The sequence below is a fragment of the Actinomadura luzonensis genome (assembly GCF_022664455.2).
GTDB classification, from domain to species: Bacteria; Actinomycetota; Actinomycetes; order Streptosporangiales; family Streptosporangiaceae; genus Nonomuraea; species Nonomuraea luzonensis.
The window spans coordinates 5002701-5026260 of sequence record NZ_JAKRKC020000001.1 but is presented as its reverse complement, the minus strand read 5'-3'; the positions used below and the strand labels follow the sequence as shown (position 1 = coordinate 5026260).

Here is a 23560-nt window from a genome sequence, read left to right as displayed (position 1 = left end):
CTCCTGTCTTCGGCGATCACGGGACACCCTAGAAACCCGCTCTGGAGAGGCACTTGGACGCGGCTTGGACGCCGCTTGGCGGCCCACGCGCCGGTGCGGCCGCCGTCCGGCGCTAGCCCCGTTTTCCGCACGTGCGGGTGTTTGAAGATCGCGGGGTTGCTGTGGTGATCGTCATCACGGTAGGACGTGGCGGGTGAGACAGCATGCGCAGTGGGGCCAGGCCAGTGTCGAGAAGATGCTCGGAGCATTACCGGTGATCGCGGGGTTCTGCTCGCGGCTGCGGATTCGGGAGCTGGTGGATGCGGCCTGCCCGGTGCGTGATGTCGCGCAGCTGACTCATGGTCAGGTGATCGAGGTGCTGGTGGCCAACCGGCTGACCTCGCCCGCGCCGCTGGTGCACGTGCAGGACTGGGCGCGCGCCTGGGCGGTGGGTGAGGCGTTCGGGACCGATGCCGAACTGCTCAACGATGACCGGATCGGCCGCGCGCTGGATGCCATCGCCCCGCATCTGGACCAGCTGGCCGGGTCGGTCGGGCTGGCCGCGATCGAGGCGTTCGGCATCGAGGTGACCCGCCTGCACTGGGACATGACCTCGATCTCGCTGCACGGCGACTACCCCCAGCCCGAGCCCGGATACGCGACGCCGCGTTTTGGTCACCCCAAGGACCGGCGGCCGGACCTGAAGCAGGTCCAGGCCGGGATCGCGGTGGCCGCTGATGGCGCGATCCCGGTCTTCCACCGCGCCTACGACGGCGCGGCCGGTGAGGTCGGGCAGGTCATCGGCGCCATGCAGGGCCTGCAGAAGCTGGCCGGCCCGCACCGCATGCTCATGATCGGCGATTCCAAGCTGATCTCGTATGCCAACCTGGCCGCCATGGACAGGGCGGGGGTGTCCTTCATCGCGCCGGCCTCCAAGCAGTACGTCGGCGCCGCGGCCCTGGCCGGTCAGAAGCTCGCCGACGCGACCCGGGTGGATTACGTCGCCGCCCGGGACGAGCGCAAGAGCGCTGACCGGCGCGGCCTCTGGCACGTGCACGAGGACGACGCCATGACGCTGGCCGGGCCGCGCAAGAAGGACCCGATCCTGACGCTGCGGCGCATCTTCGTGCACTCCTCCGCCCGCGCCCAGGCCGCCGCCACCGCCCGGGCCAAGAAACTCGATCGCGCCCGCGACGACCTGGCCCGGCTGGAACGCGGCCTGGGCAGCCGCCACTACCCCACCGAGCAGGCCGTCGCCGACCGCCTCGCCGCGATCGGCCGCGACCGCCGGGTCGGCACCTACCTGACCGCCCAGGCCGGCACCGACCCTGCCACCGGCAAACCCACCCTGGTCTGGCACTTCGACCAGAGCGCGATCGACGCCGACGCCGCTACCGACGGCTGGTACGCCCTGCTCACCAACCTGCCCCCCGAGGCCGCCGACGCCGAACAGGTGCTGCGCCACTACAAAGGCCAAGAAGCCGTCGAACGCCGCTACCAGGCCTTCAAAGGCCCGCTGGCCGTCACCCAGCTGTATCTGAAGAACAACCGCCGCATCCACGCACTGATCACCGTCATCTGCCTGGCCCTGCTCATCTTCTGCCTGATCGAACGCCAGGCCCGCCAGGCCCTCACCGCCCGCGGCCAGACCAAGGTCAACGGCCTGTACGCCGGACGGCCCGCGATCCCCACCGGCAGGCTCATCCTCGACGCGCTGGCCGGTATCCGGCTGATCCCGGGCACCGGCCAGTCACCCCCGACCATCCCGCAACCCACCGACCTCCAACTCCATCTCCTGGACCTCCTCGACATCGATCCACGAGACCTCCGCTGAAGATCACGCACGTGCGGAAAACGGGGCTAGCTCTTGATCGTGTAGCTGTCGCCGTACACCTTCCAGGTCAGCGGCGGGTTCAGGTCGAGGTTGCCGTTCTTCAGGAACACCCGCTGCATGGTGTCCACCCGGGTGGTGTCCTCGTGCGCCTCCTCGGCCTTCATCGCGGCCTTGCGCGCGTCGAGGAAGGCGTTGAGGTAGGTCACCTCGCTGCCGCCCTGCGCCGGGGGCTTGGCCTTGGCCAGGGCGGCCTTCCTGATGCCGCCGAAGCTGAGCTTGTCGCTGCCGGGGCCGTGCATGACCATGGCGTCGTAGTAGACGAACTGGCCGAGCGCGCGCAGGCCGTCCTTCTTGGCCTGGCCGACCGCCGGGTCGAAGTAGACGCGGTCGCGCTCGTCGTTCTGGGCCTGCTGGAAGACGGGGTCCTTGGCGGCGGTCCGCCAGTCCTTGGTGAAGGTCGGGTCGAGGCCGGCGTGCGAGTCGGTGCCGTTGACCTTGCGCAGCGCGGGCAGGTACTTGGCCAGCACGTTGCCCGGCTTGCGCTGCGCGTAGAGCTCGACCAGCTCCAGCATGTCGCCGGTGCCGGAGCAGAAGCCGATGATCCCCGCCGTGTAGCCGCGCTCGTCCTCGATGTCCTCGATGTAGCCGTACTGGGCCTTCCAGTCGAGGGAGGAGTTCTCCGCGCTGGACACCAGCTGCATCGCGATGTCCTTCTTGTGCGGGTCGGTGAGGTCGGCGGAGGCCGTGCTCGCGGGGGCGCCGCCGAGGGCGAGGGAGAGGGTCAGGAGGGTGGCTGTCAGCACAGAAGCTCCTGGTTCGTTAGGAAAGATTCCTAACGAACCATACTCGCGTGACTGGTGGGAAACTACCGCTTCGGGCGAAGTGCCGCGAGCTGCTCCTCGAACGGCACGACCTCCTCCGGCTCCTGCCCGGCCGCCGGCACACGGTGCAGCAGCAGGCCGGCCAGTTCCTCCGCCGCCCGCTCGACCCGCTCGCCGAGCCCGTCGGTGAAGGCGTCCTGCGCGCCGCCCCAGTCCTCGGCCGCCGCGTAGACGGCGGTCGGGACGACGACGGCCCGCAGGTAGGCGAACAACGGCCGCAGCGCGTGCTCCAGCGCCAGCGAGTGCCGGGCGGTGCCGCCGGTCGCCGCGATCAGCACCGGCTTGCCGGTCAGCGCCGTGTTGTCCAGCACGTCGAAGAACGACTTGAACAGGCCGCTGTAGGAGCCGCTGAAGATGGGCGTGACCGCGATGAGCCCGTCGGCCGCCGTGACGGCCTCCAGCGCCTCGCGCAGCCGGGCGCCGGGGAAGCCGGTGACGAAGGCGTTGGCCACGTCCCCGGCCAGCTCGCGCAGCTCGATCACGCGCACGTCCGGCTCGTGCCCGGCCAGGCGCCGGGCCGCCGCCTCGGCGAGGCGGTCGGCCAGCAGCCGGGTCGAGGAGGGCTGGGTGAGCCCCGCCGTGACGACGACGAGCTTCATGAATCTCTCCTTGCCTGGATCGGGGTCAGACTTCCGCGGGGGTGGCCGCCTGCTTGGCGGCCAGCAGGGAGGCGTGCGTCGGCGCGTCGGGCACCTCGGCCGGCCGGCCCTTGGCGAACTCCTTGCGCAGCACCGGCACGACCTCCTCGCCCAGCAGGTCGAGCTGCTCCAGCACGGTCTTCAGCGGCAGGCCCGCGTGGTCCATGAGGAAGAGCTGGCGCTGGTAGTCGCCGAAGTAGTCCCGGAACTGCAGCGTCCGCTCGATGACCTGCTGCGGGCTGCCGACGGTCAGCGGCGTCTCGGCCATGAACTCCTCCAGCGAGGGGCCGTGGCCGTACACCGGGGCGACGTCGAAGTACGGGCGGAACTCCCTGATCGCGTCCTGGGAGTTCTTGCGCATGAACACCTGCCCGCCGAGCCCGACGATCGCCTGCTCCGCCGTGCCGTGGCCGTAGTGGGCGTAGCGCCGGCGGTAGAGGGCGATGAGCCGCTGGAAGTGGTCCTTCGGCCAGAAGATGTTGTTGGCGAAGAAGCCGTCGCCGTAGTAGGCGGCCTGCTCGGCGATCTCGGGGCTGCGGATCGAGCCGTGCCACACGAACGGCGGCACCCCGTCCAGGGGGCGCGGCGTCGAGGTGAAGCCCTGCAACGGCGTGCGGAAGCGGCCCTCCCAGTCCACCACGTCCTCGCGCCACAGCCGGTGCAGCAGCGCGTAGTTCTCGACGGCCAGCGGGATGCCCTGGCGGATGTCCTGGCCGAACCACGGGTAGACCGGGCCGGTGTTGCCCCGGCCCATCATCACGTCCACCCGGCCGCCCGCCAGGTGCTGGAGCATGGCGAAGTCCTCGGCGATCTTCACCGGGTCGTTGGTGGTGATGAGCGTCGTGGCGGTGGACAGGATCAGCCGCTCGGTGCGGGCCGCGATGTAGCCGAGCATGGTCGTGGGGGAGGACGGCACGAACGGCGGGTTGTGGTGCTCGCCGGTCGCGAACACGTCCAGGCCGACCTCCTCGGCCTTGAGCGCGATCGTCACCATAGCCTTGATCCGCTCGTGCTCGGTCGGCGTCCTGCCCGTCGTGGGGTCCATGGTCACGTCGCCCACGGTGAAGATTCCGAACTGCACTTTAGTCACCATCCATGACTGTTGAATCTTTAACGGCTACGGTAGCGCTCGCGCCCTCCCGGTTATTCCATCATCCCGTGCCTCCTCGCCCGCCTCGCCCTCAGGTCTGGTGCCGGGCGCGGAAGGCGGCGGCCTTGGCCCGGTTGCCGCACGTCCGCATGTCGCACCAGCGGCGGGCGCGGCGATGGGAGGTGTCGAGGTAGAGCCGGGTGCACGGCGCCGCCTCGCACTCCCTGATGAACGCGGCTCGCGGGCCGCCCAGCAGCTCGGCGGCGGCGCGGGCGACGCTGGACAGCGCCGCCCGGACGTCCCCGCCGTGCGCCACGCCGTGCTCGCCGAGCGTCACGGTGACCGGCGGGTGCGCGGCCGCCCGGTTGAGCGCGTCGCGGTCGGCCGGGTCGGGCGTCGCGCCCGTGCGGGCCGCGTCGGCCAGCCGGTAGACGGCCTCGCGCAGTTCGACGGCCAGGCGCAGGTCGGCGGCCGTCGCGGGCGGGGGAGCGTCGAGGAGGCCGGCCGCGACCGTCCAGCGGGCCAGGTCGGCGGGGGACGGCAGCAGGTCGATGCGGGCGCTGCGCCGGTGGCCGACCGTGCAGGCCAGGTCGAGGCTCAGGTCGCCGCTGACGAAGATGAAGTCCACGACGCCATGGTAACCGGATTGACAAGTTACTTCGGGCGCTGCCAAGGTGAGTAACCGTTTAATCGGGTTACTTCCTTGAGGAGTGTCATGGCGATCGTGGGCGGACCCCGGCACCGATGGGTGGTGCTGGCCGTGGGCGTGGGCGCGCAGGGCGCCTTCTCTGCGATGTTCTCCGGGCTGCCGGTCACCGGCGTCGCGATGCGCGCCGGCTACGGGCTCAGCCTCGGCGCGCTCGGCGCGGTGCTGGCCTGCCTCGGGCTGGGCGTGGCGGTGTCCGACCTGGTGTGGGGCCTGCTGACCGACCGGTACGGCGACCGGCGCATCCTGCTCGTCGGGCTGACCTCGACCGGGCTGCTGCTGGCGGGGATGGCGCTCGCCGCCGCCCCGGGCGGCGGGGTGGGGACGGTGGCGCTGGCCGCCTGCATGTTCGCCGCCGGGGCGCTCGGCGGCAGCGTCAACGGCGCGTCGGGGCGGGCCGTCATGACCTGGTTCGCCGAGGGGGAGCGGGGGCTCGCCATGAGCATCCGGCAGACGGCCGTGCCGGCGGGCGGGGCGGTGGGGGTGGCGCTGCTGCCGTGGCTGGCTCACGCCTACGGCTTCCGCGCCGTCTACGCGGCCCCGGCCCTCCTCTGCCTCCTGGCCGCCGCCGCCACCCACCGCTGGCTCCACGAGCCCGCCCCCACCCCCACCCCCGTCCCCACCCCGGTCTCCGCGCTCGCTGCGGCCCCCGCGGCCATGCCCGCGCCCGCTCTGCTCCTTGAGAAGGGGGAGCCGGCCGGGCGAGGGGAGGGAGCGGCGGGGGGACGGTCGCCGCTGGCGCGGTGGGACGTGTGGCGGGTGGCCCTGGCCAGCGCACTCCTGACCGTCCCGCAGTTCGCCGTCCTCGCCTTCACCGCCATCTTCCTGCACGACACCAAGGGCGCGGGCGCCACCCTGGCCAGCGTCACGGTCGTGATCGCCCAGCTCGGCGGCGGCGCGGCCCGCATCTGGGCGGGCCGCCACACCGACCGGCGCGGCGACCGCCGGACCGTCCTGCGCGGGATCGGCGTGCTGACCGGCGTCGCCATGGCGGCCGTCGCCGCGCTGGCCGGGGCGCCCACCCCGCTGGCCGTCGCGGCGCTCGCCCTCGGCGGCCTGCTGGCCAACTCCTGGCACGGCGTCGCCTACACGGAGATCGCCGCCATGGCGGGCCCGGCCCGGGCCGGGACGGCGCTGGGCCTGGAGGGGACGACGGTGTTCGGGGCGGCTTTCCTCACCCCGCTGCTGATCCCGCTCGTGCTCGCCGCCTGGTCGTGGGAGGCGGTGTGGGCGTTCGCCGCCGCGGCCGCGTTCCTGGCGGTGCCGCTCGCGCCCGCCCGGCTCAGAGGGCGTTGATGCCCGCCGGGCCGAGGACGCGTTCCGGGGCGCCGTCCGCGGCGGCGGTGATCATGGCCTTGGCCAGCTGCTCGCTGGTCAGCACCGAGGCCGGGAACATCCGCCGCAGCACCGGGTAGAGCGGCCTGGTCACCACGTAGCCGAGCCGGTAGAGCCGGGTGCGGGAGGTGACGCCGTGCATCGGCTGGATGTAGCCGGGCCGGAACATGTACGCCCGCAGGTCCATCCCCAGCAGCGCGTTCTCGGTCTCGCCCTTGACCCGGGCCCACATGGCCCGGCCCTGGGCGTCGGTGCCGGCGCCGGAGACGTACACGAAGGCGGAGCCGGGGTTGAGCCGGGCCAGCGTGCGGCCCGCGGCGACCGTGAGGTCGTAGGTGAGGCGCCGGTAGTCGCGCTCGCTCATCCCGGCCGAGGAGACGCCGAGGCAGAAGAAGCACGCGTCGTGGCCGGCCAGCCGGTCCTCGATCGGCGACAGGTCGAACAGGTCGGCGTGGACGACCTCGCGCAGCTTGGGATGGGTGACGCCGGTGGCCGCCCGGCCCACCGTGAGCACGTCCGTGACCCGCTCGTCCAGCAGGCACTCCCGCAGCGCGGCCCGCCCGATCATGCCGGTCGCCCCGAAGATGATCACTTTCATGCCCGGCCGGCTCCGATCGTCGCAGCGGTGTCGTCGATGACTGTCGTCAGGAAGAGGATAGGTCCCGCGCCGCCTCGGCCAGCAGGGCGGCGGCCGGGGCCGGGACCTCCAGGCCGCGCGTGGACAGGCCGATCGCCCAGGCCGTCCCCGGCACCACCGCCCCCGCGCACGCCACCTGCTCCCGGAACTGCCCGTGCTCCTCCACCACCTGCCCCGGCCGCAGCCGGGCCAGCTCCTCCTCCACGTCCTCCATGGTGGCCGGGGTCGCGGCGGTGAAGCGGGGCAGCCGCCCGTACGTCATCAGCACCGCCCGCCGGTCGCGCGGCGGCAGCGCGAGCAGCAGCGCCTTGCCCAGCGCGGTCGCGTGCGGCGCGGTCTCCAGCCCCGCCTGCAGGTCCTCCAGCCACGGCGAGCGCGGCCCCTCGGCCACGTCCACCACCAGCAGCCGCCCGTCGGCGAGCTGCGCCAGGTAGGCGGTGTGCCCGGTCACGGCGGCCAGGTGGCGCAGCACGGCCCCGGCGTGCGGCGGCCGTTCGAAGGCGTCCAGCATGTCGTGGAAGCGCTCGGCCACCTTCGACCCGAGCAGGTAGTCGCCCTCCGGCCGCCGGTGCAGGTAGCCCTCGTAGCACAGGGTGCGGACCAGGTGGTAGGAGGTGGACAGGTTGAGCCCGCACCGGCGGGCGATCACCTTGACCGGCAGGGGCCGGTCGGCCCGCGCCACCTCCTCCAGGACGCGGAGCGCGCGGGAGACGCTGCGGATCAGGTCGCTGGGCTCTGGGTCACCGGTCACCGTCCCAGCATCTGCGCCATCTGAAATCGGGACGCCTACCCCAGGCGACACACCCGTCCGACGATGAGGACATGCCGGATATACCGCAGTGGGCCAGTCAGGCGCTGTCCGGGGTGTACGACCCGTGCTGCCGGGAGAAGGGCATCTCGGTCGTCGAGATGGGCCTGATCCGCTCGGTCGAGCTGGACGGCGGCGGCCGGGCCAGGGTCGAGCTGCTGCTGACGACGGGCTGGTGCCCGTTCGCCGCCCGCGTGCTCACCGAGGTCCGCGAGCGCATCGAGGAGCAGCCCGGCGTGGAGCGGGCCGAGGTGGAGGTCGTCTGGGACGAGCCGTGGACGGTGGAGCGGCTCTCGCCCCGCGCGGCCCGCCTGCTGCGCTTCCTGCCCGCCCCCGCGCAGGTGCCCGACAAGGAGGCCTTCATCAGGGAGGAACTGCGATGATCGACGACTTCTTCGTGTTCGACAGCGTCGCCCACGTCCTCAACTTCGAGCCCAAGAACGCCTACGGCCGGCCCGGCCAGATGTTCTCCGACCACCTGTACGCCTTCCACACCACGCTCACCCCGGAGGGCGAGACCCGGCTCGCGCCGGAGGAGTTCCTGCGCCAGTGGACGGTGGACGACATCCGGCGCATGGTGTTCGAGGAGTCGGACACCGACATGCTCGTCGCCATGCCGCTCCCGCTCACCGACCTCTACCACGACGGCCTGTCACCGTGGCAGGAGTGCGCCGAGCTGGCCGCCCGCGACCCCGACAGGACCGTCTTCTGGGGCTCGGTCAACCCGCTCGAGGGGCGCAGGGCGCTCGACCTCATGGAGCGCCAGGTGGGGGAGTTCAACGCGCGGGCGTTCAAGCTGTACAACGTCCGCTACGACTACGGCTCGCCGTACCCGTGGCGGATGGACGACCCGCGGGTGGCGTACCCGATCTTCGAAAAGGCCCGCGACCTCGGGATCAACCTCATCGGCGTGCACAAGGGCGTGCCGCTCGGCCCGCAGCCGATCGAGCACACCCAGACGTGGGACATGGACGGCGCCGCCGCGAACTTCCCCGATCTCAACTTCGTCATCTTCCACGTCGGCCTGCCGTTCCTGGACGAGACCTGCTGGCAGCTCGTGCGCTACCCCAACCTGTACGCGTGCCTGGCCGCCACGGTGAACTTCGTGGTCCGCGCGCCCCGGATGTTCGCCGAGATCATCGGCAAGCTGCTCTTCTGGTGCGGCGAGGACAAGATCATCTACGGCTCGGAGGCGCCGATCTTCCACCCGCAGTGGGCGCTGCGCGCCTTCCGCGACTTCCGCATCCCGCAGGACCTGTGCGACGGGTACGGCTACCCGCAGCTCACCGACCAGGCCAAACGCAAGATCCTCGGCGAGAACCTGCTACGGCTGCACGGCCTTGCCCGTCCGGTGCGCGGCCTGTAACAGCCCGGCCGCCAGCAGCCCCGCCACGGTGGCCGAGCCGCCGTAGGAGACGAACGGCAGCGGCACGCCCACGACCGGCGCGAGCCCCACCGTCATGCCCACGTTCAGGAACGTCTGGAACGCCAGCCACGACACGACGCCCCCGGCCAGCACCGCCCCGTACGGGGAGGCGCTGCGCCGGGCGATCGACAGCCCGCGCCACAGCAGCACCCCGACCACCAGCAGGATCGCCGCCGCCCCGGCGAAGCCCAGCTCCTCCCCGGCCACCGTGAAGATGAAGTCGGTGTGCTGCTCGGGCACGAAGTGCCCCGCCGTCTGCCCGCCGTGGAACAGGCCCTTGCCGAGCAGGCCGCCGGAGCCGATCGCGATGCGCGCCTGGGCCGCGTTGTAGCCCGCGCCGCCCGGGTCGGCCGCCGGGTCGGCCAGCACGAGCAGCCGCCTGAGCTGGTACGGCCGCACCAGGCCGAGCCGCCAGGCCGCCACCGCCGTCCCGGCCGCCCCGAGCGCCAGCGCCGCGAGCCACCTCTTCGGCGCCCCCGACGCCAGCAGCGCGCCGCCCGTCATCGCCGCGAACACCAGCATCGTCCCCACGTCCGGCTGCGACGCGATCAGCCCGGCCGGCCCGGCGGCCAGCACCAGAGCCAGCGCGACCGCGCCGGGGCCCGGCCGCCGCCGCCCCTCGCGCAGCTCGCCCAGCGGCACCGCGAGCGCCAGGGCCAGCGCCACCTTCGCGAACTCCGACGGCTGGAGGGTCACGCCCGGCGCGAGCACGAGCCACGAGTGCGCCCCGTTCACCCGCGTCCCGAGCGGGCTCAGCACCGCGGCCAGGGCCAGCAGCGCGAGCGCGTACGCCGGCGGCACGTACGCCCGCAGCACCCGCAGGTCGCACCGGGACACCAGCCACATCAGCACCAGCCCGGCCGCGACCGCGCCCGTCTGCCTGGCCGGCGAGCCGTACCCGCCGGGCCCGCCGTACCCACTGAGCCCGCCGGGCGCGCCGGACGCCCGGGTGGCCGACCACACCAGCAGCAGCCCCGTCCCGGACAGGGCCAGCGCCGCCGCCGTCAGCACCCGGTCGGACCCGCCCAGCACCGGCGTCCAGGCCAGTCGCCGCCGCGGGCCCGCCCCGCTCATCCCAGGCCCGCTCACCCCTGTCCCGCCCATCCCAGGCCCGCTCATCGGGCCCCTCTCAGCGCGAGCACGCCCTCCCAGACGGCGCGGGCCGCCGGGGCCGCGCCCTCCGCGCCGAGGCCGCCCTCCGACAGCACGACCACCACCGTGTACGCCGGGTCCGGCGCGAACGAGGCGAACCACGAGGTGTCCCGCCGCCCGAACGCCTCCGCCGTCCCCGTCTTCCCCGCCACCGCGATCCGGCCGAACGGGAACCCCCTGAACGCGCCCGCCGCGGTCCCGGTCCTCGGCACCTGGGCCAGCGCGTCCCTGATGAAGGCCAGCGTCGCGGCCGAGGCGGGCAGCCGCCCGGTCACCGGCGGCGTGATCGTCCTGACCGTCGTCCCGTCCGGCCGCACCACAGCCTTCCCCGCCCGCGGCGCGAACAGCGTCCCGCCGTTGGCGATCGCCGCGTACGCGCGGGCGAGCTGCAGCGGCGTCACCAGCACGCCGCCCTGCCCGATCGCCAGGTTCGCCGCGTCGCCGCCCCGCCACGCGCCGCCGTCCCGGCAGCTCTCCCTGGCGATCGCCGTCAGGTACGCGGCCCGCGCCCGGTCGGCCTGCTCCGGGTAGCCCGTCGCGGCGCGGCGGCAGCTCTCCGCCCGCGTGGCCCGCCAGCGTGCCCGTTTCGCCGCGGCGTCCGGCACCGCGCCCGCCGCCTCGCCCGGCAGGTCCACCCCGGTCGGCCGGCCGAAGCCGAACCCGCGGGCCGTCTCCTCCAGCGCCTGGTCGCCGCGCCGCCACAGCTCGTCCGCCAGCCGGTAGAAGATCGTGTCGCAGGACACGGCCAGGGCGCCGCGCATCGTCATCCGGCCCAGATCGGCGCCGCCGAAGTTGCGGAACAGCCGGTCGCCGACCCGGTATGCGCCGGGGCAGGCGTAGGAGGCGCCGAGGTCGTAGCCGGCGCGGGCGGCGGCGGCCACGGACGTCACCTTCCACGTCGAGCCGGGCGCCCACTGGCCCTGCACGGGCGGCGACAGCAGCGGCAGCCGGGCGTACTCGCGGGCGGTCACGCCGTCGGTCCACACGCCCGGGTCGTACGCGGGCAGCCCGGCCAGCGCCACCAGCCGGCCGGTGCCCGACTCCAGCACCACGACCGCCCCCGACGTGCCGCCGCCGCTCGCCAGGGCCCGGGCCAGCGCCTGCTCGGCGACCGCCTGGACCCGCACGTCCAAGCTGGTCACCAGGGTGTCGCCGGGGACGGGCGGCACCTCGCGCGGCGTCCCGGTGACGGCGCCGGTGTTGTCCACCGCCACCGTGCGCAGCCCGGGACGGCCCGCGAGGTCGCGGTCGTAGGCCGCCTCCAGCCCGGCGCGGCCCGCGCCGCCCTGCACGTAGCCCAGCGTGTGCGCCGCCGCCGCGCCCCGCGGGTGGACGCGGACGGGGCGCAGCTCGGCGCGGACGCCGGGGAAGTCCCGCTGCCGCTCGCCCACCTGCAGCGCCACGGGCACGGCGACGCCGTCCGCGACCGGGACCGGCTCGTACGGGGAGCCCGGCCAGCACGGCTGCCCGACGCCGGGCCCGCACGGGCGCACCTTGCTCGCGAGCTGCCGGTACGGCTGCCCCAGCACCCCGGCCAGGCGCTCCAGCACCGCCCGGCCGCCGTCGGGCTGGTGCGCCAGCGCCGCGGCGTCCACGGTGACGACCGGGCGAGTGCGGTTCGCGGCCAGCGGGCGGCCGGACACGTCCACGATCCGGCCCCGCAGCGGCGGCACCGGCACCGTCCTGATCCGGACGCCGGCGGCGGCGCGGGCGTACCGGTCGCCGTCCATCACCTGCAGGAACCACAGGCGGGCCAGGAGCGTGGCCAGCATCGCGAGGACGAGCAGCCGCAGCACCGCCACCCGCCCCCTAGACACCCCACACCCCGCCCCCGCCACTCCGCCGACCCCCCGGGAACCCGCGCCCGACCCGGGGGTCGCGCCCGCGCCGGGGCTGGCGCTTGTGCCACGGGTCCGCCCCGGGCAGGGAGCCGCGCCCGGTCCGGGGCCGGCGTCGCCTCAGCAGCGCGGCGGCGAGCGGGGCGCCGAGCGCGGCCGTCCAGGCGAGCGTCGCGGGCAGCCCCGCCCACGCCTCCCGCCATCCCATGTCCCCCAGCGCCACCGCCATCCCGGCCCGCGACCCCACCCCGAGCACCGCCCCGCCCGCCCCGAGCGCGACCGCCCGTCCCATCCCCGGGACGGCCCCGGCCGTGCCGAGCGCGACCGCCCGTCCCATCCGGGCGCGTGCCCATCGGGTGCCAGTGGGGGACGACAGGCCGGTCAGCAGGCCCGTCACCGCGAGCGCCACCGCCGACGCGCCCACGGTCCCTCCGGCGGGCGGCGTCACGTCGGCGGCCAGCCCGGCCGCGAACCCCGCCGCACACCCCCACCCCGGCCCCCCGGCCAGCGCCGGCCACACCACGGCCAGCACCACCAGATCGGGCCCGCCCCACGGCGACCGGTTGACCGCCAGCACCTGCACCAGCGGTGCCACGACCAGGAACAGCACCACCCCCACCGCGCCCCTCCCTCCCGGACGCGCCCTCGCCCCCGCCGCAGGCTCACCCACCGGAGCCGGAGCCGGAGCCGGAGCCGGAGCCGCGTGCGGGTGCGGGTGCGGGCGCGGGCGCGGGTGCGGGCACGATCACCGCGACCAGGTCGAGCGCCGACAGCCGCGCCGCGGGCCGCACCAGCACCGTCCGCGTGGCCGCCCCCGGCGCGTCCGCGACCTGCGCCACCGTCCCGATCGTCAGCCCCGCCAGGTACGGACGCCCCCCAGCCGACCCCAGCGTCACCACCCGCTCCCCGGCCCGCACCGCCGCGCCCGGGTCGAACAGGCTCAGCCGCAGCAGCCGCGAGCCCGGCACCCCGGTCACCACGCCCAGCTCGCCCGATTCCGCCATCCGCGCCCCCACCGCCGCGCCCGGGTCGGTGACCAGCGACACGGACGCCGTCCCCGCCCCCACCCAGGAGACCTTCCCCACCAGCCCGGCGGCGTCGACCACCGGCACGTCCCGCTCCACCCCGGCCGCCGCCCCCGCGTCGATCGCGACCGCCTGCCCCGCGCCGAACCCCACGACATGCGCGGCCACGCCCCGGTGCCGCACGGGCACCGGCACCGGGACGCCCCGCGCGCCACGACCCCCCGCCTCCGCCGCCTCGGCCGGCGAGCCGGCGTCCCCCGAATCGCCGTCCGCCGTCGTGCCCGCGTCCGCGAGCCGGGCGCGCAGCCGGGCGTTCTCCTCCTCCAGCGCCCGCGCCCGCCCCGCGCCCCCGGCCGCCCGGGTGACCGCGCCGGCCGCGCTCTCGGCGGCCCCGTACACCGCCGCCCCGGCCGCGCGCAGCGGCGTGAGCGGGACGAGCACGCGATCGGTCACGACGAGCAGCGCACCGGCGGCGAGCACGGCCAGCACGGCCGCCCGCCTCACCGCCGGGACCAATCGGGCAGCAGCACGTCCCGCATGGCCTGGAACCGCTCCACGCAGCGCCCCGCGCCCAGCGCCACCGAGTACAGCGGCTTGTCCACCACCCGGATCGGCATGCCGGTCGCCTGCCCGAGGCGTTCGGCCAGGCCGCGCAGCAGCGCCCCGCCGCCGGTCAGGACGATGCCGTTGTCCAGCAGGTCACCGGCCAGTTCGGCCGGGCACTGGTCGAGCGTCGCCTGCACGGCGTCGATGATGGTCTGCACCTGGTCCTCGATGGCCTCGGCGAGCTCCGCGGCGGTGAGCGTCGCCGTCTTCGGCAGGCCGCTGACCAGGTCGCGCCCGCGCACCGGCGCGCCGGTGTCCGGGGCGACCGGCGGCGGCGCGTCGTGCTGCGGCGGCGGGACGTCCCGGCGGGCGCGCGAGCGGAACGGGTTCCAGCGGTGCGGGGCCGGCGCGGGCGCGGGCTCCTCGCCGGCCACCACGACCGGCGGCAGCCCGGCCGGCCCGGCGGCGGCGCCCACCCGGTGCCGGCCGCGCGGGGCGAGGTCGCCGTCCCCGGCCGGGACGGGCCGCACCATGCCGAGGTCGATCTTCAGCCGCTCCGCCGTGCGGTCGCCGAGCAGCAGCGCGTGCTCCTTCTTCGCGTACGTGATGATCGCCTCGTCCAGCTCGTCGCCGCCGACCCGCAGCGACCGCGCGACGACCACGCCGCTCAGCGACACGATGGCGACCTCGGTGGTGCCGCCGCCGATGTCGACGACCATGTTGCCGGTGGCCTCGCCGACCTTCAGCCCGGCGCCGATCGCCGCGGCCATGGGCTCCTCGATGATGTGCACCCGCCGCGCGCCCGCCTCGTACGCGGCCTCCTTGACCGCCCGCTGCTCGATCGAGGTCGTGCCGCTCGGCACCGCGACCACGATCCGGGGCTTGGCCAGGAACCTGCTGGGATGCGCCTTCTGGATGAACATCCGCAGCATGCGCTCGGCCGCGTCCAGGTCCGCGATCACGCCGTCCTTGAGCGGGCGGATCGTGGCGATGTGCGGGGGAGTGCGGCCCATCATGCGCTTGGCCGCCCTGCCGACGGCCACGACCGTGTTCTTGTGGAGGTTGATCGCGATGACCGAGGGCTCGTTGAGGACGATGCCCTTCCTGCGTACGTAGACGAGCGTGTTGGCTGTTCCGAGATCGACCGCTATGTCGTGACCGAGAAGACCTGAAGCGAATGCCATGTGCCGCACAGCCTTTCCAGCGGTGAGGGCTGGGGACAGCCGCCCTCGCCCTCGCGCTGCCCGGCCGCGTTTCTTCACAAACGCGATAAGTCCGTACCCGTGGTAGTTGTCGCAGGTCAGCGCGACGCGGCTGAGCGGCGGCTCAGTGGGCGGTGCGCCAGCTCTGCTCCTCCACCAGCTCCACGCTCCGCCAGCCGGACGGGGTGCGGCGCAGCCGGTGGTGGTACCAGCCGCCGCCGTGCAGGAAGCCCTCCGTCGCGGCCGCGACCATCGCCCGGGTCGGGGCGAGCGTGTCGGTGAACGGCGCGCTCACCCGCGCCTCGCCGTCCGCGAAGCCGATCACCGGCGCGCCGATCAGGTGCAGCCGGCCCGGCCAGTGCGCGAGCACCTCGGCCAGCCACGCCTTGACCTCCTCCCTCGTGCCCTTCACGCCGCCGGACGAGCTGTAGTCGATGACGGCGTCCTCGGCGAACACCTCGTCCAGCAGCTCCCAGCGGCCGGAGTCGATGGCGTGCGTGTAGCGGGCCAGCAGGTCCGCGATCTCCAGGCGGTCGGCGATCTCCTGAGCGTCCATGCCGCGATCGTCGCGCCGGGACGGCGTTCCCGCTAGACCCGCAGGGGCAGCAGGCCGGTCAGGCGGCCGTCCGGCACCCGTACCGTGAAGGGGGCGCAACCACGGCAGAAGTAGCCGGGGCCGAACGAGAACTCCACCGCGCCGGTGCCGGCGTTGACCGCCAGGCGCGGGTCGTCCACGCTCACGGTCACCGGCCGCTGCCCGGCGGGGACGAGCGGGCGCAGCGTCTCCGCCAGCCGCCGCCGGCCCGCCGGGGTGAACGCCGCCGGCGCGAAGATCTCGGTCACGCTCAGGGCGCGGCCGGCGGCCAGGTCGTAGTTCACGGCCCGCGCGCCGGCGCCGTCGCCGCCGAACGCGTACCGGACCGAGAGCAGGCGGGCGTCGTCGCGCACGACCGCGTACGTGCCGGTGACGACCGCCACGGCGACCGGGTTGGCGCGCACCTCGCGGGCCGCCTCCTCCACCCGCTCCCGCACGGGGGCGAGCAGCGCCGCGTCCACCCGGGCCGAGCCGCCGGTGCGCGGGTAGGTCACCTCGACCGTGAGGCGTCCCCGCTGCTCCCGCCACAAGCCGCTCCTGATCTGCACCGTCCGGGGCGCGGGGGCGCCGCGCACGACGGGCACCGCCACGACGACCAGCGCCACCACCCCGACCCCGGCCACCATCACCCTCCGCACCTTCCCCCCGCCCGCTCCCACCTGAAGTCCTTCGGCCCTGTCGCGCCCGTCGAGGCCCTTCCGCCCGCCGCCCGCCTGGCTCCCACCCGCGGCCCTCCGCCCCGGGAGCACCTGACTTCCGCCCGCGGCCCCGTACGCGGTGACCGACCGGCTTCCACCCACCGGCCCTCGCCGGGCCTCCGCCCGGCCGGGGCGGGCCGCTCCCTTCCTGGCCAATTCCGCCCCGCGTGCCGTGGCCGCCGCGCGCCCGCTGCCCGCCGCCGTCGCGCGCCCCCTGCCTCCCGCCGCCGTCGAGGCGGCCCGCTTCGCCGCCGCTCCCGCCGCCTGCGCCGCTCCCGCCGTCCGTGCCGCTCCCGCCGTCCGTGCCGCTCCCGCCGTCCGTGCCGCCCGTGCCGTCCGCCGCCGGTACAGGCCGGCGGCCGTCGCCGCCGCCGCGAGCGGCCCGGCGACGAAGCCCGCCTGCAGCCCCGTCACCGGGTCCACCGCCAGGTACGCCACCCCGCCCGCCACCACCGACAGCCCCCACACCGCGACCACCGCCGCCGCCCGCCGCTCCCGCAGGTTGGCCTGCCCGAGCCCGAGGAAGACCAGCCCGCCCAGCAGCACGACCCACGCCGCCCCGGCCGCGTTCGCCGCCGCGGGCAGCGCGACCGACACGGCGGGCAGCGCCGGGAACACCCCGCTGCCCGGATCCTCCGGCGCGGGCGGCTCGACGCCGTACCCGCGCGCCGCCCCCGCCACCACGACCACCGCCAGCGCCGCCCCGGCCGCCCACGCGGCGAGCACGGCCCGCTCCCGCCGCCCCGGCACGTGCTCGTGCACCTCCTCCCGCCAGGCCCGGTGCCGGACGACGAGCGTCCCCCAGCTCTCCTCGCCCGCCAGCCGCACGATCCGTACGAACCTGGACAACCCCACCTGCGTGTGCACGATGAACACCACCACCGCGAACGCCGGCACGACCACCCCGGTGAACACCGCCGCCTCCCGCGCCGCCGAGATCCCGAGCGGGCGCTCACCCGTCACCGCCCAGCCGATCACGCTCCCGCCGTTCCACCCGATCGCCGCCGCCAGCGCGAGCGCCCCGGCCAGCACCAGCAGGTCGGACGCCGGGAACAGCCGCACCAGCCGCCCCCGGACCGCCACGTGCACCAGCAGCGCCGCCGCGGCCCCGAACACCGCCACCACCGCCCATGACCAGACCACCTCGGCGCGGTCGAGCGCGGGGCCGGGCGGCGCGAGGAAGGCGAGCCCGCGCACGACCGGGGGCGCGTTCTCGCCGTACGTCCGCCGCGTCAGCTCCGGGTGCCGCGAGGTGACGGCCAGGCAGAAGTACGTCAGCGCGAGCGCCGCCCCCGCCACCGTGAGGCTCCACCGCCGGTCCGGCCGCACCGGGTCCGTCCCGGCCTCCGCCCGCCGCCGCGCGGGCAGGACGAGCTGCAGCCCGGTGGCGGCCGCGGCCAGCAGCAGCGGCGGCACCGCCACCTGCGCGGGCGCGGCGGCCAGCACCGCCGCGGCGTCCCTCGCGTACTCCACGAGCCAGGCCGTGCCGAACGGGTCGGCGAGCAGCAGCTCGCGCATGCCCCGATCGACGGCGACGACGGCCGCGTGCGCGAACGGCGCCCCGGCCAGCGCGATCCACGCCAGCACGAACGCCCGCCCGGGCCGTCCCGCCACGGGCAGCCGCCGCCGCAACGCCCCTTCCAGGCGCGCCGCCACGACCGCCGCCAGCACCACGCCGGCCTGCTCGAAGTAGTCGAGCGACATCGGCAGCCAGGCCGTCAGCGGCTCCCGCTCCCGCACGAAAGCGCCCCACACCAGTGCCCACCCGGCCGCGACCACCGGCACCACCCACCCCCGGCCGCGGAACGCCGCCGCCCGGGCCGCCGCTCCCGAAGGGCCGGCCCCGGACGGCCGCGCGGAGGAGCCCGGCGCCTGCCGGACCACGCACAACGCCGTCACGGCGGCCACCACCGCCACCGCCGTCCCCCACCACCCGGCCCGCGGCGCGTACGCCCAGAACCCGGCCCCCGCGATCCGGGCCCACCCCCACACCGCCACGACCCCGCCGGCCCCGCCGGCGAGCGCCCAGCAGACGACCGCCAAGGCCCGCGACCCCACCCCGCTCCGCAGGTCCCCGAGCCCGGCCCACCGCAGCGCCAGGGCTCCCGCCGCCGTGACGAGCACGGCGAGCCCGGCCACCGCGACCCCCGCGGCCACCCCCGGCCCCCGCCCGGCCCCCGGGAACACCAGCGCCCCCACCAGGGGCGCCCCGCTCAGCAGCCGCCCGATCGGCGGCAGAGCACACAGGGCGGAGACGGCGAACGCCGTCCCCGCCGCCGTCAGCAGAAAGGCGCGCGTCGACTTTCCCACGCCTCCATACGTGCCCCCTGGCGGAAGCTCTCGCTCCGCCGTAAAGAGGACATCCCTCTCACCTCATGCTCAAAGCAGCCAATTGACCACCACGGTCAGCAGCACCGACAGCAGGATCGACGCGACGATCATCATCAGGCAGCCCGCCCCGCCGCCCAGCGGCCGCACGTCCCAGTTCCCGAGTCTCATGCGACCGCCGCTACCCACCCCGGGCGGCCCGAAAGCTCCGGAAGAGCGAAGAGACTCCGGAAAGCGAAGAGCCCCAGCCTGTGCAGGGCCGGGGCTCTTCGCGCTGGTGGACGATACTGGGATTGAACCAGTGACCTCTTCCGTGTCAGGGAAGCGCTCTCCCGCTGAGCTAATCGTCCTTGTGAGGTGGCGACGGGATTTGAACCCGTGTGGACGGCTTTGCAGGCCGCTGCCTCGCCTCTCGGCCACGCCACCGAGCCGGAAGCTCCGAGCGGAAGACGGGATTCGAACCCGTGACCCTCACCTTGGCAAGGTGATGCTCTACCACTGAGCCACTTCCGCCTTCGCCCCGCTCGCGCCGGGCGACGAGAGAACTGTAGCGAATCTCGGCCGAGGACCCAAACTGGATTACGCCCGCGCAGGTCAGCTGTGCCCGCGGTTGACCGTCACGCGCTGCCCCGTGACGAACGCGCCGCCCGCCGGCCGGCAGCCTCCGCGTTGGGTCCCCGGACGGCCCGCGTTCGGTAAGGCGGGGCGTGCCCGGCGAGCGGCGGGGGTAGGCCGCGAGGCGTGGCTGAACACGATGTGATCGACCTGCTGGTCGCCCAGCACGGGCAGATCAGGGACCTGTTCGACGAGGTCGAGCAGGCGCCGCCGGAGAAGGTGGAGGCGGCCTTCGGCCGGCTGACGCGCCTGCTGTCGGTGCACGAGACCGCCGAGGAGGAGATCGTCCACCCGTACGCGCGCCGCAGGATCGACGGCGGCCCCGGCGTCGTCACCGACCGGCTGCGGGAGGAGAACCTGGCCAAGCGCCTCCTGCTCGACCTGCACCGCGACGGCGTGGACGACCCCCGCTTCTGGGACCGCCTGGCCGAGCTGCGGGCCGCCGTCACCGCGCACGCGCGCGGCGAGGAGCGCTACGAGTTCGCCCGGCTGCGCGCCGCCACCAGCGTCGTCGAGCGCCGCGCGATGGCGGCCGCGGTCCGCGCCGCCGAGAGCCTGGCGCCGCTCCGCCCGCATCCCGGCACCGAGTCCGCCACCGCGAACCTGCTGGTCGGCACGCCGCTGGCGTTCATGGAGCGGGCCCGCGAGCTGATCCGCAAGGCCCTCGGGAAGCACTGAGGCCCGCCTTCCGTCCCCCCGGACGCGACACCGACCTTTCGTTCGCGGCCGAACTGTGCGCGCACTACCGTCGTGAGCATGGAACACATCGCCAGGGACGCCGACATCGCCCCCGTCGCCGCGCTCATCGCGGACCCGACGCGGGCGGCCATCCTCACGGCCCTCCTCGACGGCCGCGCGCTCGCCGCCGGGGAGCTGGCCCGGGTCGCCGGCGTGAGCGCGGCCACCGCGAGCGCCCACCTGGCCCGGCTGCTGGACGGCCGGCTCGTGGACGTCGTCCGCCAGGGCCGCCACCGCTACTACCGCCTGTCCGGGCACGAGGTGGCCGAGGTCCTGGAGGTCCTGGCCAGGATCAGCGCCCGCCCGCCGGTGCGCTCCCTGCGCCAGTCGCGCCAGGCCCGCCTGCTGGAGGAGGCCCGCACCTGCTACGACCACCTGGCCGGGCGCGCCGGGGTCGGGCTGCTCGACGGCCTGCGCGACGGCGGCTACTACGACGGCCACGACCTGACCGGAGCGGGCGAGCGGCTGCTGTCCGGCCTCGGCGTGGACGTGGCGGGCGCGCGCGGCTCGCGGCGCAGGTTCGCCCCCGAGTGCCTGGACTGGACCGAGCGCCGCGCCCACCTCGGCGGCGCGCTCGGCGCGGCCGTCACGCACGCCCTGTTCGAACGCGGCTGGTACCGGCGAGGAACCGTCCCACGTGCGGTGATCCTCACCGACGAGGGCAGGGAGGGGCTGTCCGCGCTGTTCCCAAGTAAGGAGCTAACATCGCATACACCAGTTACCTGATCAGGGAGTGCCCACCATGCGCGACAACGGAGTCGTGACCGTCGGCCCCGAGCCGCTCAGCTTCCAGGACGTGATCGACGTGGCCCGCCACGGGGCCGCCGTCCGGCTCACCGACGACGCCGTGGCCGCCATGTCCGCCGCCCGCCAGCGGGTGGACGAGCTGGCCGAGAGCCCCGTCCCCGCGTACGGCGTCTCGACCGGGTTCGGCGCGCTCGCCACCCGGCACATCGACCCCGCGCTGCGCGCCCAGCTCCAGCGCTCCCTGGTCCGATCGCACGCCGCCGGCAGCGGTCCCGAGGTCGAGACCGAGGTGGTGCGCGCGCTCATGCTGCTGCGCCTGCACACCCTCGCCACCGGCCACACCGGCATCCGCCCGGTCACCGCCAAGACCCTGGCCGCGCTGCTCAGCGCCGGCCTCACCCCGGTCGTCCACGAGTACGGCAGCCTCGGCTGCTCCGGCGACCTCGCCCCGCTCGCGCACGTCGCGCTCACCCTCATGGGCGAGGGCGCGGTCCGCGACCGCGACGGCGCGCTCCAGCCCGCCGCCGAGGCGCTGAAGCAGGCCAGGATCGACCCCGTCGAGCTGGCCGCCAAGGAGGGCCTGGCCCTCATCAACGGCACCGACGGCATGCTGGGCATGCTCGTCCTCGCGATCCACGACCTCACCCGGCTGATCCGCACCGCCGACGTCAGCGCCGCGATGAGCGTCGAGGCGCTGCTCGGCACCGACCGCGTCTTCGCCCCCGAGCTGCAGGCCCTGCGCCCGCACCCCGGCCAGGCCGACTCGGCCGCCAACATGGTGCGGGTCCTGCGCGGGTCGGGCATCATGGCCAGCCACCGCGACCCCGCCGCCTGCACCCGCGTCCAGGACGCCTACTCGCTGCGCTGCGCGCCGCAGGTCGCCGGGGCCGCCCGCGACACGGTCGCGCACGCCGCCGCCGTCGCCGGGCGCGAGCTGGCCGGCGCCGTGGACAACCCGGCCGTGCTGGCCGACGGCCGGGTGGAGTCCAACGGCAACTTCCACGGCGCGCCCCTCGCGTACGTGCTGGACTTCCTCGCCGTGGTCGCCGCCGACCTGGCCTCGATGTCCGAGCGCCGCACCGACCGCTTCCTCGACGTGGCCCGCAACCACGGCCTGCCCGCCTTCCTCGCCGACGACCCCGGCGTCGACTCCGGCCACATGATCGCTCAGTACACCCAGGCCGCGATCGTCTCGGAGCTGAAGCGCCTGGCCGTGCCCGCCAGCGTCGACTCCATCCCCAGCTCGGCCATGCAGGAGGACCACGTGTCCATGGGCTGGTCGGCCGCGCGCAAGCTGCGCAGGTCGATCGACGGGCTCACCCGCGTGCTGGCGATCGAGGTGCTGACCGCCGCCCGCGCGCTCGACCTGCGCGCCCCCCTGGAGCCCGCGCCCGCCACGGCCGCCGTGGTGCGGGCGCTGCGCGAGACCGTCCCCGCTCCCGGGCCCGACCGGTTCCTGGCGCCGGAGATCGAGGCCGCCGTGCGCCTGGTGGCCGAGGGCGGCGTGCTCGCCGCCGTGGAGCAGGTCACCGGCCCCCTGGAGTGACCGGCCGCGGGGCGGGCAGGGCCACGACCAGGTCCACCTCCAGCAGCAGCCCCGGCATGAACAGCCGCGACACCTCGACCGTCGTGCTGGCCGGGGGCGTGCCGGTGATGTACCTGCGGCGCACCGCGCCGTACTCGGCGCGGGCGTCCATGTCCGTCAGGTACGTCCGCATGAACGCGATGTCGCCGAACCCGGCCCCCTGGTCGGCCAGGATGCGCCCGATGACCTGGAAGACGTGCTCGGACTGGGCCGCCATGGAGCCCTCGCCGACGATCTTCCCGTCCCGGTCGAAGGCGGCCACCCCGGAGACGTAGAGCGTGTCCCCGGCCCGCACCGCGTGCGAGTACATGCCGTTCGTCGGCGGGACCGTCGCCAGGTTGAGCGGCACCGCCCGCGAGGAGGCCCGCCCGCCGCGCGCGTGCTCCGCGATCGCGGTCAGGTCGCGCTCGCCGAGGCCGGCCGCCCGCGCCTCCTGCAGCCGGGCGCGGGCGGCCCCCGCCACGGTCGCGCCCTCCCACGCTCCGAGCTCCAGGTCCTTGGCGGCGTGCGTGAGGGAGTAGCGGGTCTCGGCGGCGGGCACGGCCAGCCGGGCGGCCAGCGCGCCCAGCGGGGTGCCCGCGAGGACGCCGAGCAGCACGTCGCGGTCCACGCCGTGCGCCTCCCCGTACGCCAGCGTCTCGGCCAGCAGCACCTGGGCGGGCACGATCGCGTTCATGACGGCGAGCTTCATCGCCGCGCCCGCGCCGAGCGGCCCGAGCGCGCGCACCGTCCCGAACACCGACAGCACCTCGCGGCACCCGCTCACGTCGCCGCCGGCCAGCACGGTCAGCGTGCCGTCGGCCGCCGGGCCCACGCTGCCCAGCACCGGCGCGTCCACCAAAGCGACCGAGGCCGGCAGCAGCGCCCGCAGCTCGCGCACCGCCTCCGGGCCGATCGTGGACATCTCCACCACGGTCGCGCCCGGCCGCAGCCCCGGCAGCGCCGCCGTCAGCACCTCGCGCACGGCCGCCGGGTCGCTCAGCATCGTGATGACCAGGTCGGCGCCGTCCACCGCCGCCGCGGGGGAGATGCCGGTCCCGCGCCGCCACGTCGTCACCTTGTGCCCGGCGTCCGTCAGGCGCCGGGCCATGGGGGCGCCCATGCGCCCCTGTCCGAGGAAAGCAATCACGTCAGCCAGTGAAGCCGGACGCGCGGTA

Annotated in this window: 21 protein-coding genes and 3 tRNA genes; 7 read left to right on the top strand and 17 right to left on the bottom strand. The window is 75.3% G+C overall.

Features of this window, described 5'->3' with window-relative positions; all coding sequences use genetic code 11:
• The first annotated feature begins 193 nt into the window (after positions 1–193).
• A complete protein-coding gene (locus tag MF672_RS23900; RefSeq protein ID WP_444861110.1) occupies positions 194–1813 on the top strand; it encodes an IS1634 family transposase in 1620 nt (539 codons plus the stop codon).
• 26 nt (positions 1814–1839) lie between these two features.
• Here the strand turns inward: MF672_RS23900 and MF672_RS23895 are convergent, their stop codons facing one another.
• The 4 genes from MF672_RS23895 to MF672_RS23880 all read right to left on the bottom strand — a co-directional run bounded on the left by MF672_RS23895 (position 1840) and on the right by MF672_RS23880 (position 5050).
• Complete coding sequence (locus MF672_RS23895) at positions 1840–2616, bottom strand: chitosanase (RefSeq protein ID WP_302893255.1); 777 nt, start codon at positions 2614–2616, stop codon at positions 1840–1842.
• 62 nt (positions 2617–2678) lie between these two features.
• Entirely contained in the window at positions 2679–3293 is a 615-nt protein-coding gene (locus tag MF672_RS23890) for a CE1759 family FMN reductase (protein WP_242382874.1), read from the bottom strand.
• A gap of 25 nt (positions 3294–3318) precedes the next feature.
• Positions 3319–4413, bottom strand: a complete 1095-nt coding sequence (locus MF672_RS23885; RefSeq protein ID WP_247815394.1) for an LLM class flavin-dependent oxidoreductase — start codon at positions 4411–4413, stop codon at positions 3319–3321.
• 100 nt (positions 4414–4513) lie between these two features.
• The gene (locus MF672_RS23880) at positions 4514–5050 is read right to left on the bottom strand and encodes a CGNR zinc finger domain-containing protein (RefSeq protein WP_242382877.1); all 537 of its coding nucleotides are present in this window, start codon (positions 5048–5050) and stop codon (positions 4514–4516) included.
• An 87-nt stretch (positions 5051–5137) separates the two neighbouring features.
• Here MF672_RS23880 and MF672_RS23875 point away from each other — a divergent pair, with 87 nt between their 5' ends.
• Complete coding sequence (locus MF672_RS23875) at positions 5138–6424, top strand: MFS transporter (protein ID WP_242382878.1); 1287 nt, start codon at positions 5138–5140, stop codon at positions 6422–6424.
• Here MF672_RS23875 and MF672_RS23870 read toward each other — a convergent pair.
• Together MF672_RS23870 and MF672_RS23865 are read right to left on the bottom strand one after the other, a co-directional pair.
• Positions 6411–7061 (bottom strand): NAD(P)H-binding protein, encoded by a 651-nt coding sequence (locus tag MF672_RS23870; RefSeq protein ID WP_242382880.1) that lies wholly within the window; start codon positions 7059–7061, stop codon positions 6411–6413. The genes MF672_RS23875 and MF672_RS23870 overlap by 14 nt on opposite strands.
• Before the next feature lie 46 nt (positions 7062–7107).
• The gene (locus MF672_RS23865; protein ID WP_242382882.1) at positions 7108–7851 is read right to left on the bottom strand and encodes an IclR family transcriptional regulator; all 744 of its coding nucleotides are present in this window, start codon (positions 7849–7851) and stop codon (positions 7108–7110) included.
• Positions 7852–7922: 71 nt separating this feature from the next.
• On the opposite strand from MF672_RS23865, the gene MF672_RS23860 reads away from it, so the two are divergent.
• Both MF672_RS23860 and MF672_RS23855 read left to right on the top strand, forming a co-directional pair.
• The gene (locus MF672_RS23860; protein ID WP_242382884.1) at positions 7923–8291 is read left to right on the top strand and encodes a metal-sulfur cluster assembly factor; all 369 of its coding nucleotides are present in this window, start codon (positions 7923–7925) and stop codon (positions 8289–8291) included.
• A complete protein-coding gene (locus MF672_RS23855) occupies positions 8288–9274 on the top strand; it encodes an amidohydrolase family protein (RefSeq protein WP_242382886.1) in 987 nt (328 codons plus the stop codon). The genes MF672_RS23860 and MF672_RS23855 overlap by 4 nt, the downstream gene beginning before the upstream one ends.
• Here MF672_RS23855 and MF672_RS23850 read toward each other — a convergent pair.
• From MF672_RS23850 to MF672_RS23800, 10 genes are all read right to left on the bottom strand, one after another.
• Complete coding sequence (locus MF672_RS23850; RefSeq protein WP_242382888.1) at positions 9233–10408, bottom strand: FtsW/RodA/SpoVE family cell cycle protein; 1176 nt, start codon at positions 10406–10408, stop codon at positions 9233–9235. The genes MF672_RS23855 and MF672_RS23850 overlap by 42 nt on opposite strands.
• A 41-nt stretch (positions 10409–10449) precedes the next feature.
• Positions 10450–12303 carry a peptidoglycan D,D-transpeptidase FtsI family protein gene (locus MF672_RS23845; protein WP_242382889.1) on the bottom strand — a complete coding sequence of 618 codons (1854 nt, stop codon included), beginning with the start codon at positions 12301–12303 and terminating at the stop codon, positions 10450–10452.
• Complete coding sequence (locus MF672_RS23840; RefSeq protein WP_242382891.1) at positions 12296–12943, bottom strand: hypothetical protein; 648 nt, start codon at positions 12941–12943, stop codon at positions 12296–12298. Before MF672_RS23840 ends, MF672_RS23845 begins: the two co-directional genes overlap by 8 nt.
• A 43-nt stretch (positions 12944–12986) precedes the next feature.
• On the bottom strand, positions 12987–13853 hold the full coding sequence (locus MF672_RS51470) for a rod shape-determining protein MreC (RefSeq protein WP_302893254.1): 867 nt from the start codon (positions 13851–13853) through the stop codon (positions 12987–12989).
• A complete protein-coding gene (locus tag MF672_RS23825) occupies positions 13850–15079 on the bottom strand; it encodes a rod shape-determining protein (protein ID WP_247815393.1) in 1230 nt (409 codons plus the stop codon). The genes MF672_RS51470 and MF672_RS23825 overlap by 4 nt, the downstream gene beginning before the upstream one ends.
• A 142-nt stretch (positions 15080–15221) precedes the next feature.
• On the bottom strand, positions 15222–15653 hold the full coding sequence (locus MF672_RS23820; RefSeq protein ID WP_242384120.1) for a nuclear transport factor 2 family protein: 432 nt from the start codon (positions 15651–15653) through the stop codon (positions 15222–15224).
• Positions 15654–15685: 32 nt separating this feature from the next.
• Positions 15686–18700: a hypothetical protein gene (locus MF672_RS23815; protein WP_247815504.1), complete on the bottom strand. Its 3015-nt coding sequence runs from the start codon at positions 18698–18700 to the stop codon at positions 15686–15688.
• A gap of 293 nt (positions 18701–18993) precedes the next feature.
• Positions 18994–19068 (bottom strand) — tRNA-Val (locus MF672_RS23810).
• A gap of 5 nt (positions 19069–19073) precedes the next feature.
• Positions 19074–19144: transfer RNA gene (locus MF672_RS23805), tRNA-Cys, on the bottom strand.
• Positions 19145–19159: 15 nt separating this feature from the next.
• Positions 19160–19231: transfer RNA gene (locus MF672_RS23800), tRNA-Gly, on the bottom strand.
• A 228-nt stretch (positions 19232–19459) separates the two neighbouring features.
• Between MF672_RS23800 and MF672_RS23795 the strand changes: the two genes are divergently transcribed.
• From MF672_RS23795 to hutH, 3 genes are all read left to right on the top strand, one after another.
• Positions 19460–20011, top strand: coding sequence for a hemerythrin domain-containing protein (locus tag MF672_RS23795; RefSeq protein ID WP_242371232.1), 552 nt, complete (start codon positions 19460–19462; stop codon positions 20009–20011).
• A gap of 78 nt (positions 20012–20089) precedes the next feature.
• Positions 20090–20797 (top strand): ArsR/SmtB family transcription factor, encoded by a 708-nt coding sequence (locus MF672_RS23790; protein WP_242371234.1) that lies wholly within the window; start codon positions 20090–20092, stop codon positions 20795–20797.
• A 16-nt stretch (positions 20798–20813) separates the two neighbouring features.
• Positions 20814–22364, top strand: coding sequence for a histidine ammonia-lyase (hutH, locus tag MF672_RS23785; RefSeq protein ID WP_242371235.1), 1551 nt, complete (start codon positions 20814–20816; stop codon positions 22362–22364).
• Here hutH and MF672_RS23780 read toward each other — a convergent pair.
• The gene (locus MF672_RS23780; protein WP_242371237.1) at positions 22345–23532 is read right to left on the bottom strand and encodes an NAD(P)-binding domain-containing protein; all 1188 of its coding nucleotides are present in this window, start codon (positions 23530–23532) and stop codon (positions 22345–22347) included. The two genes, hutH and MF672_RS23780, sit on opposite strands and share 20 nt — an antisense overlap.
• Positions 23533–23560: the final 28 nt, after the last annotated feature.

Bases quoted from the DNA above. Each gene is read 5' to 3' on its own strand.
- MF672_RS23890 (WP_242382874.1), bottom strand. From the start codon at position 3,293: ATGAAGCTCGTCGTCGTCACGGCGGGGCTCACCCAGCCCTCCTCGACC.
- MF672_RS23875 (WP_242382878.1), top strand. From the start codon at position 5,138: ATGGCGATCGTGGGCGGACCCCGGCACCGATGGGTGGTGCTGGCCGTG.
- MF672_RS23870 (WP_242382880.1), bottom strand. From the start codon at position 7,061: ATGAAAGTGATCATCTTCGGGGCGACCGGCATGATCGGGCGGGCCGCG.
- MF672_RS23860 (WP_242382884.1), top strand. From the start codon at position 7,923: ATGCCGGATATACCGCAGTGGGCCAGTCAGGCGCTGTCCGGGGTGTAC.
- MF672_RS23855 (WP_242382886.1), top strand. From the start codon at position 8,288: ATGATCGACGACTTCTTCGTGTTCGACAGCGTCGCCCACGTCCTCAAC.
- MF672_RS23850 (WP_242382888.1), bottom strand. From the start codon at position 10,408: ATGAGCGGGGCGGGCCCGCGGCGGCGACTGGCCTGGACGCCGGTGCTG.
- MF672_RS23825 (WP_247815393.1), bottom strand. From the start codon at position 15,079: ATGGCATTCGCTTCAGGTCTTCTCGGTCACGACATAGCGGTCGATCTC.
- MF672_RS23820 (WP_242384120.1), bottom strand. From the start codon at position 15,653: ATGGACGCTCAGGAGATCGCCGACCGCCTGGAGATCGCGGACCTGCTG.
- MF672_RS23790 (WP_242371234.1), top strand. From the start codon at position 20,090: ATGGAACACATCGCCAGGGACGCCGACATCGCCCCCGTCGCCGCGCTC.
- hutH (WP_242371235.1), top strand. From the start codon at position 20,814: ATGCGCGACAACGGAGTCGTGACCGTCGGCCCCGAGCCGCTCAGCTTC.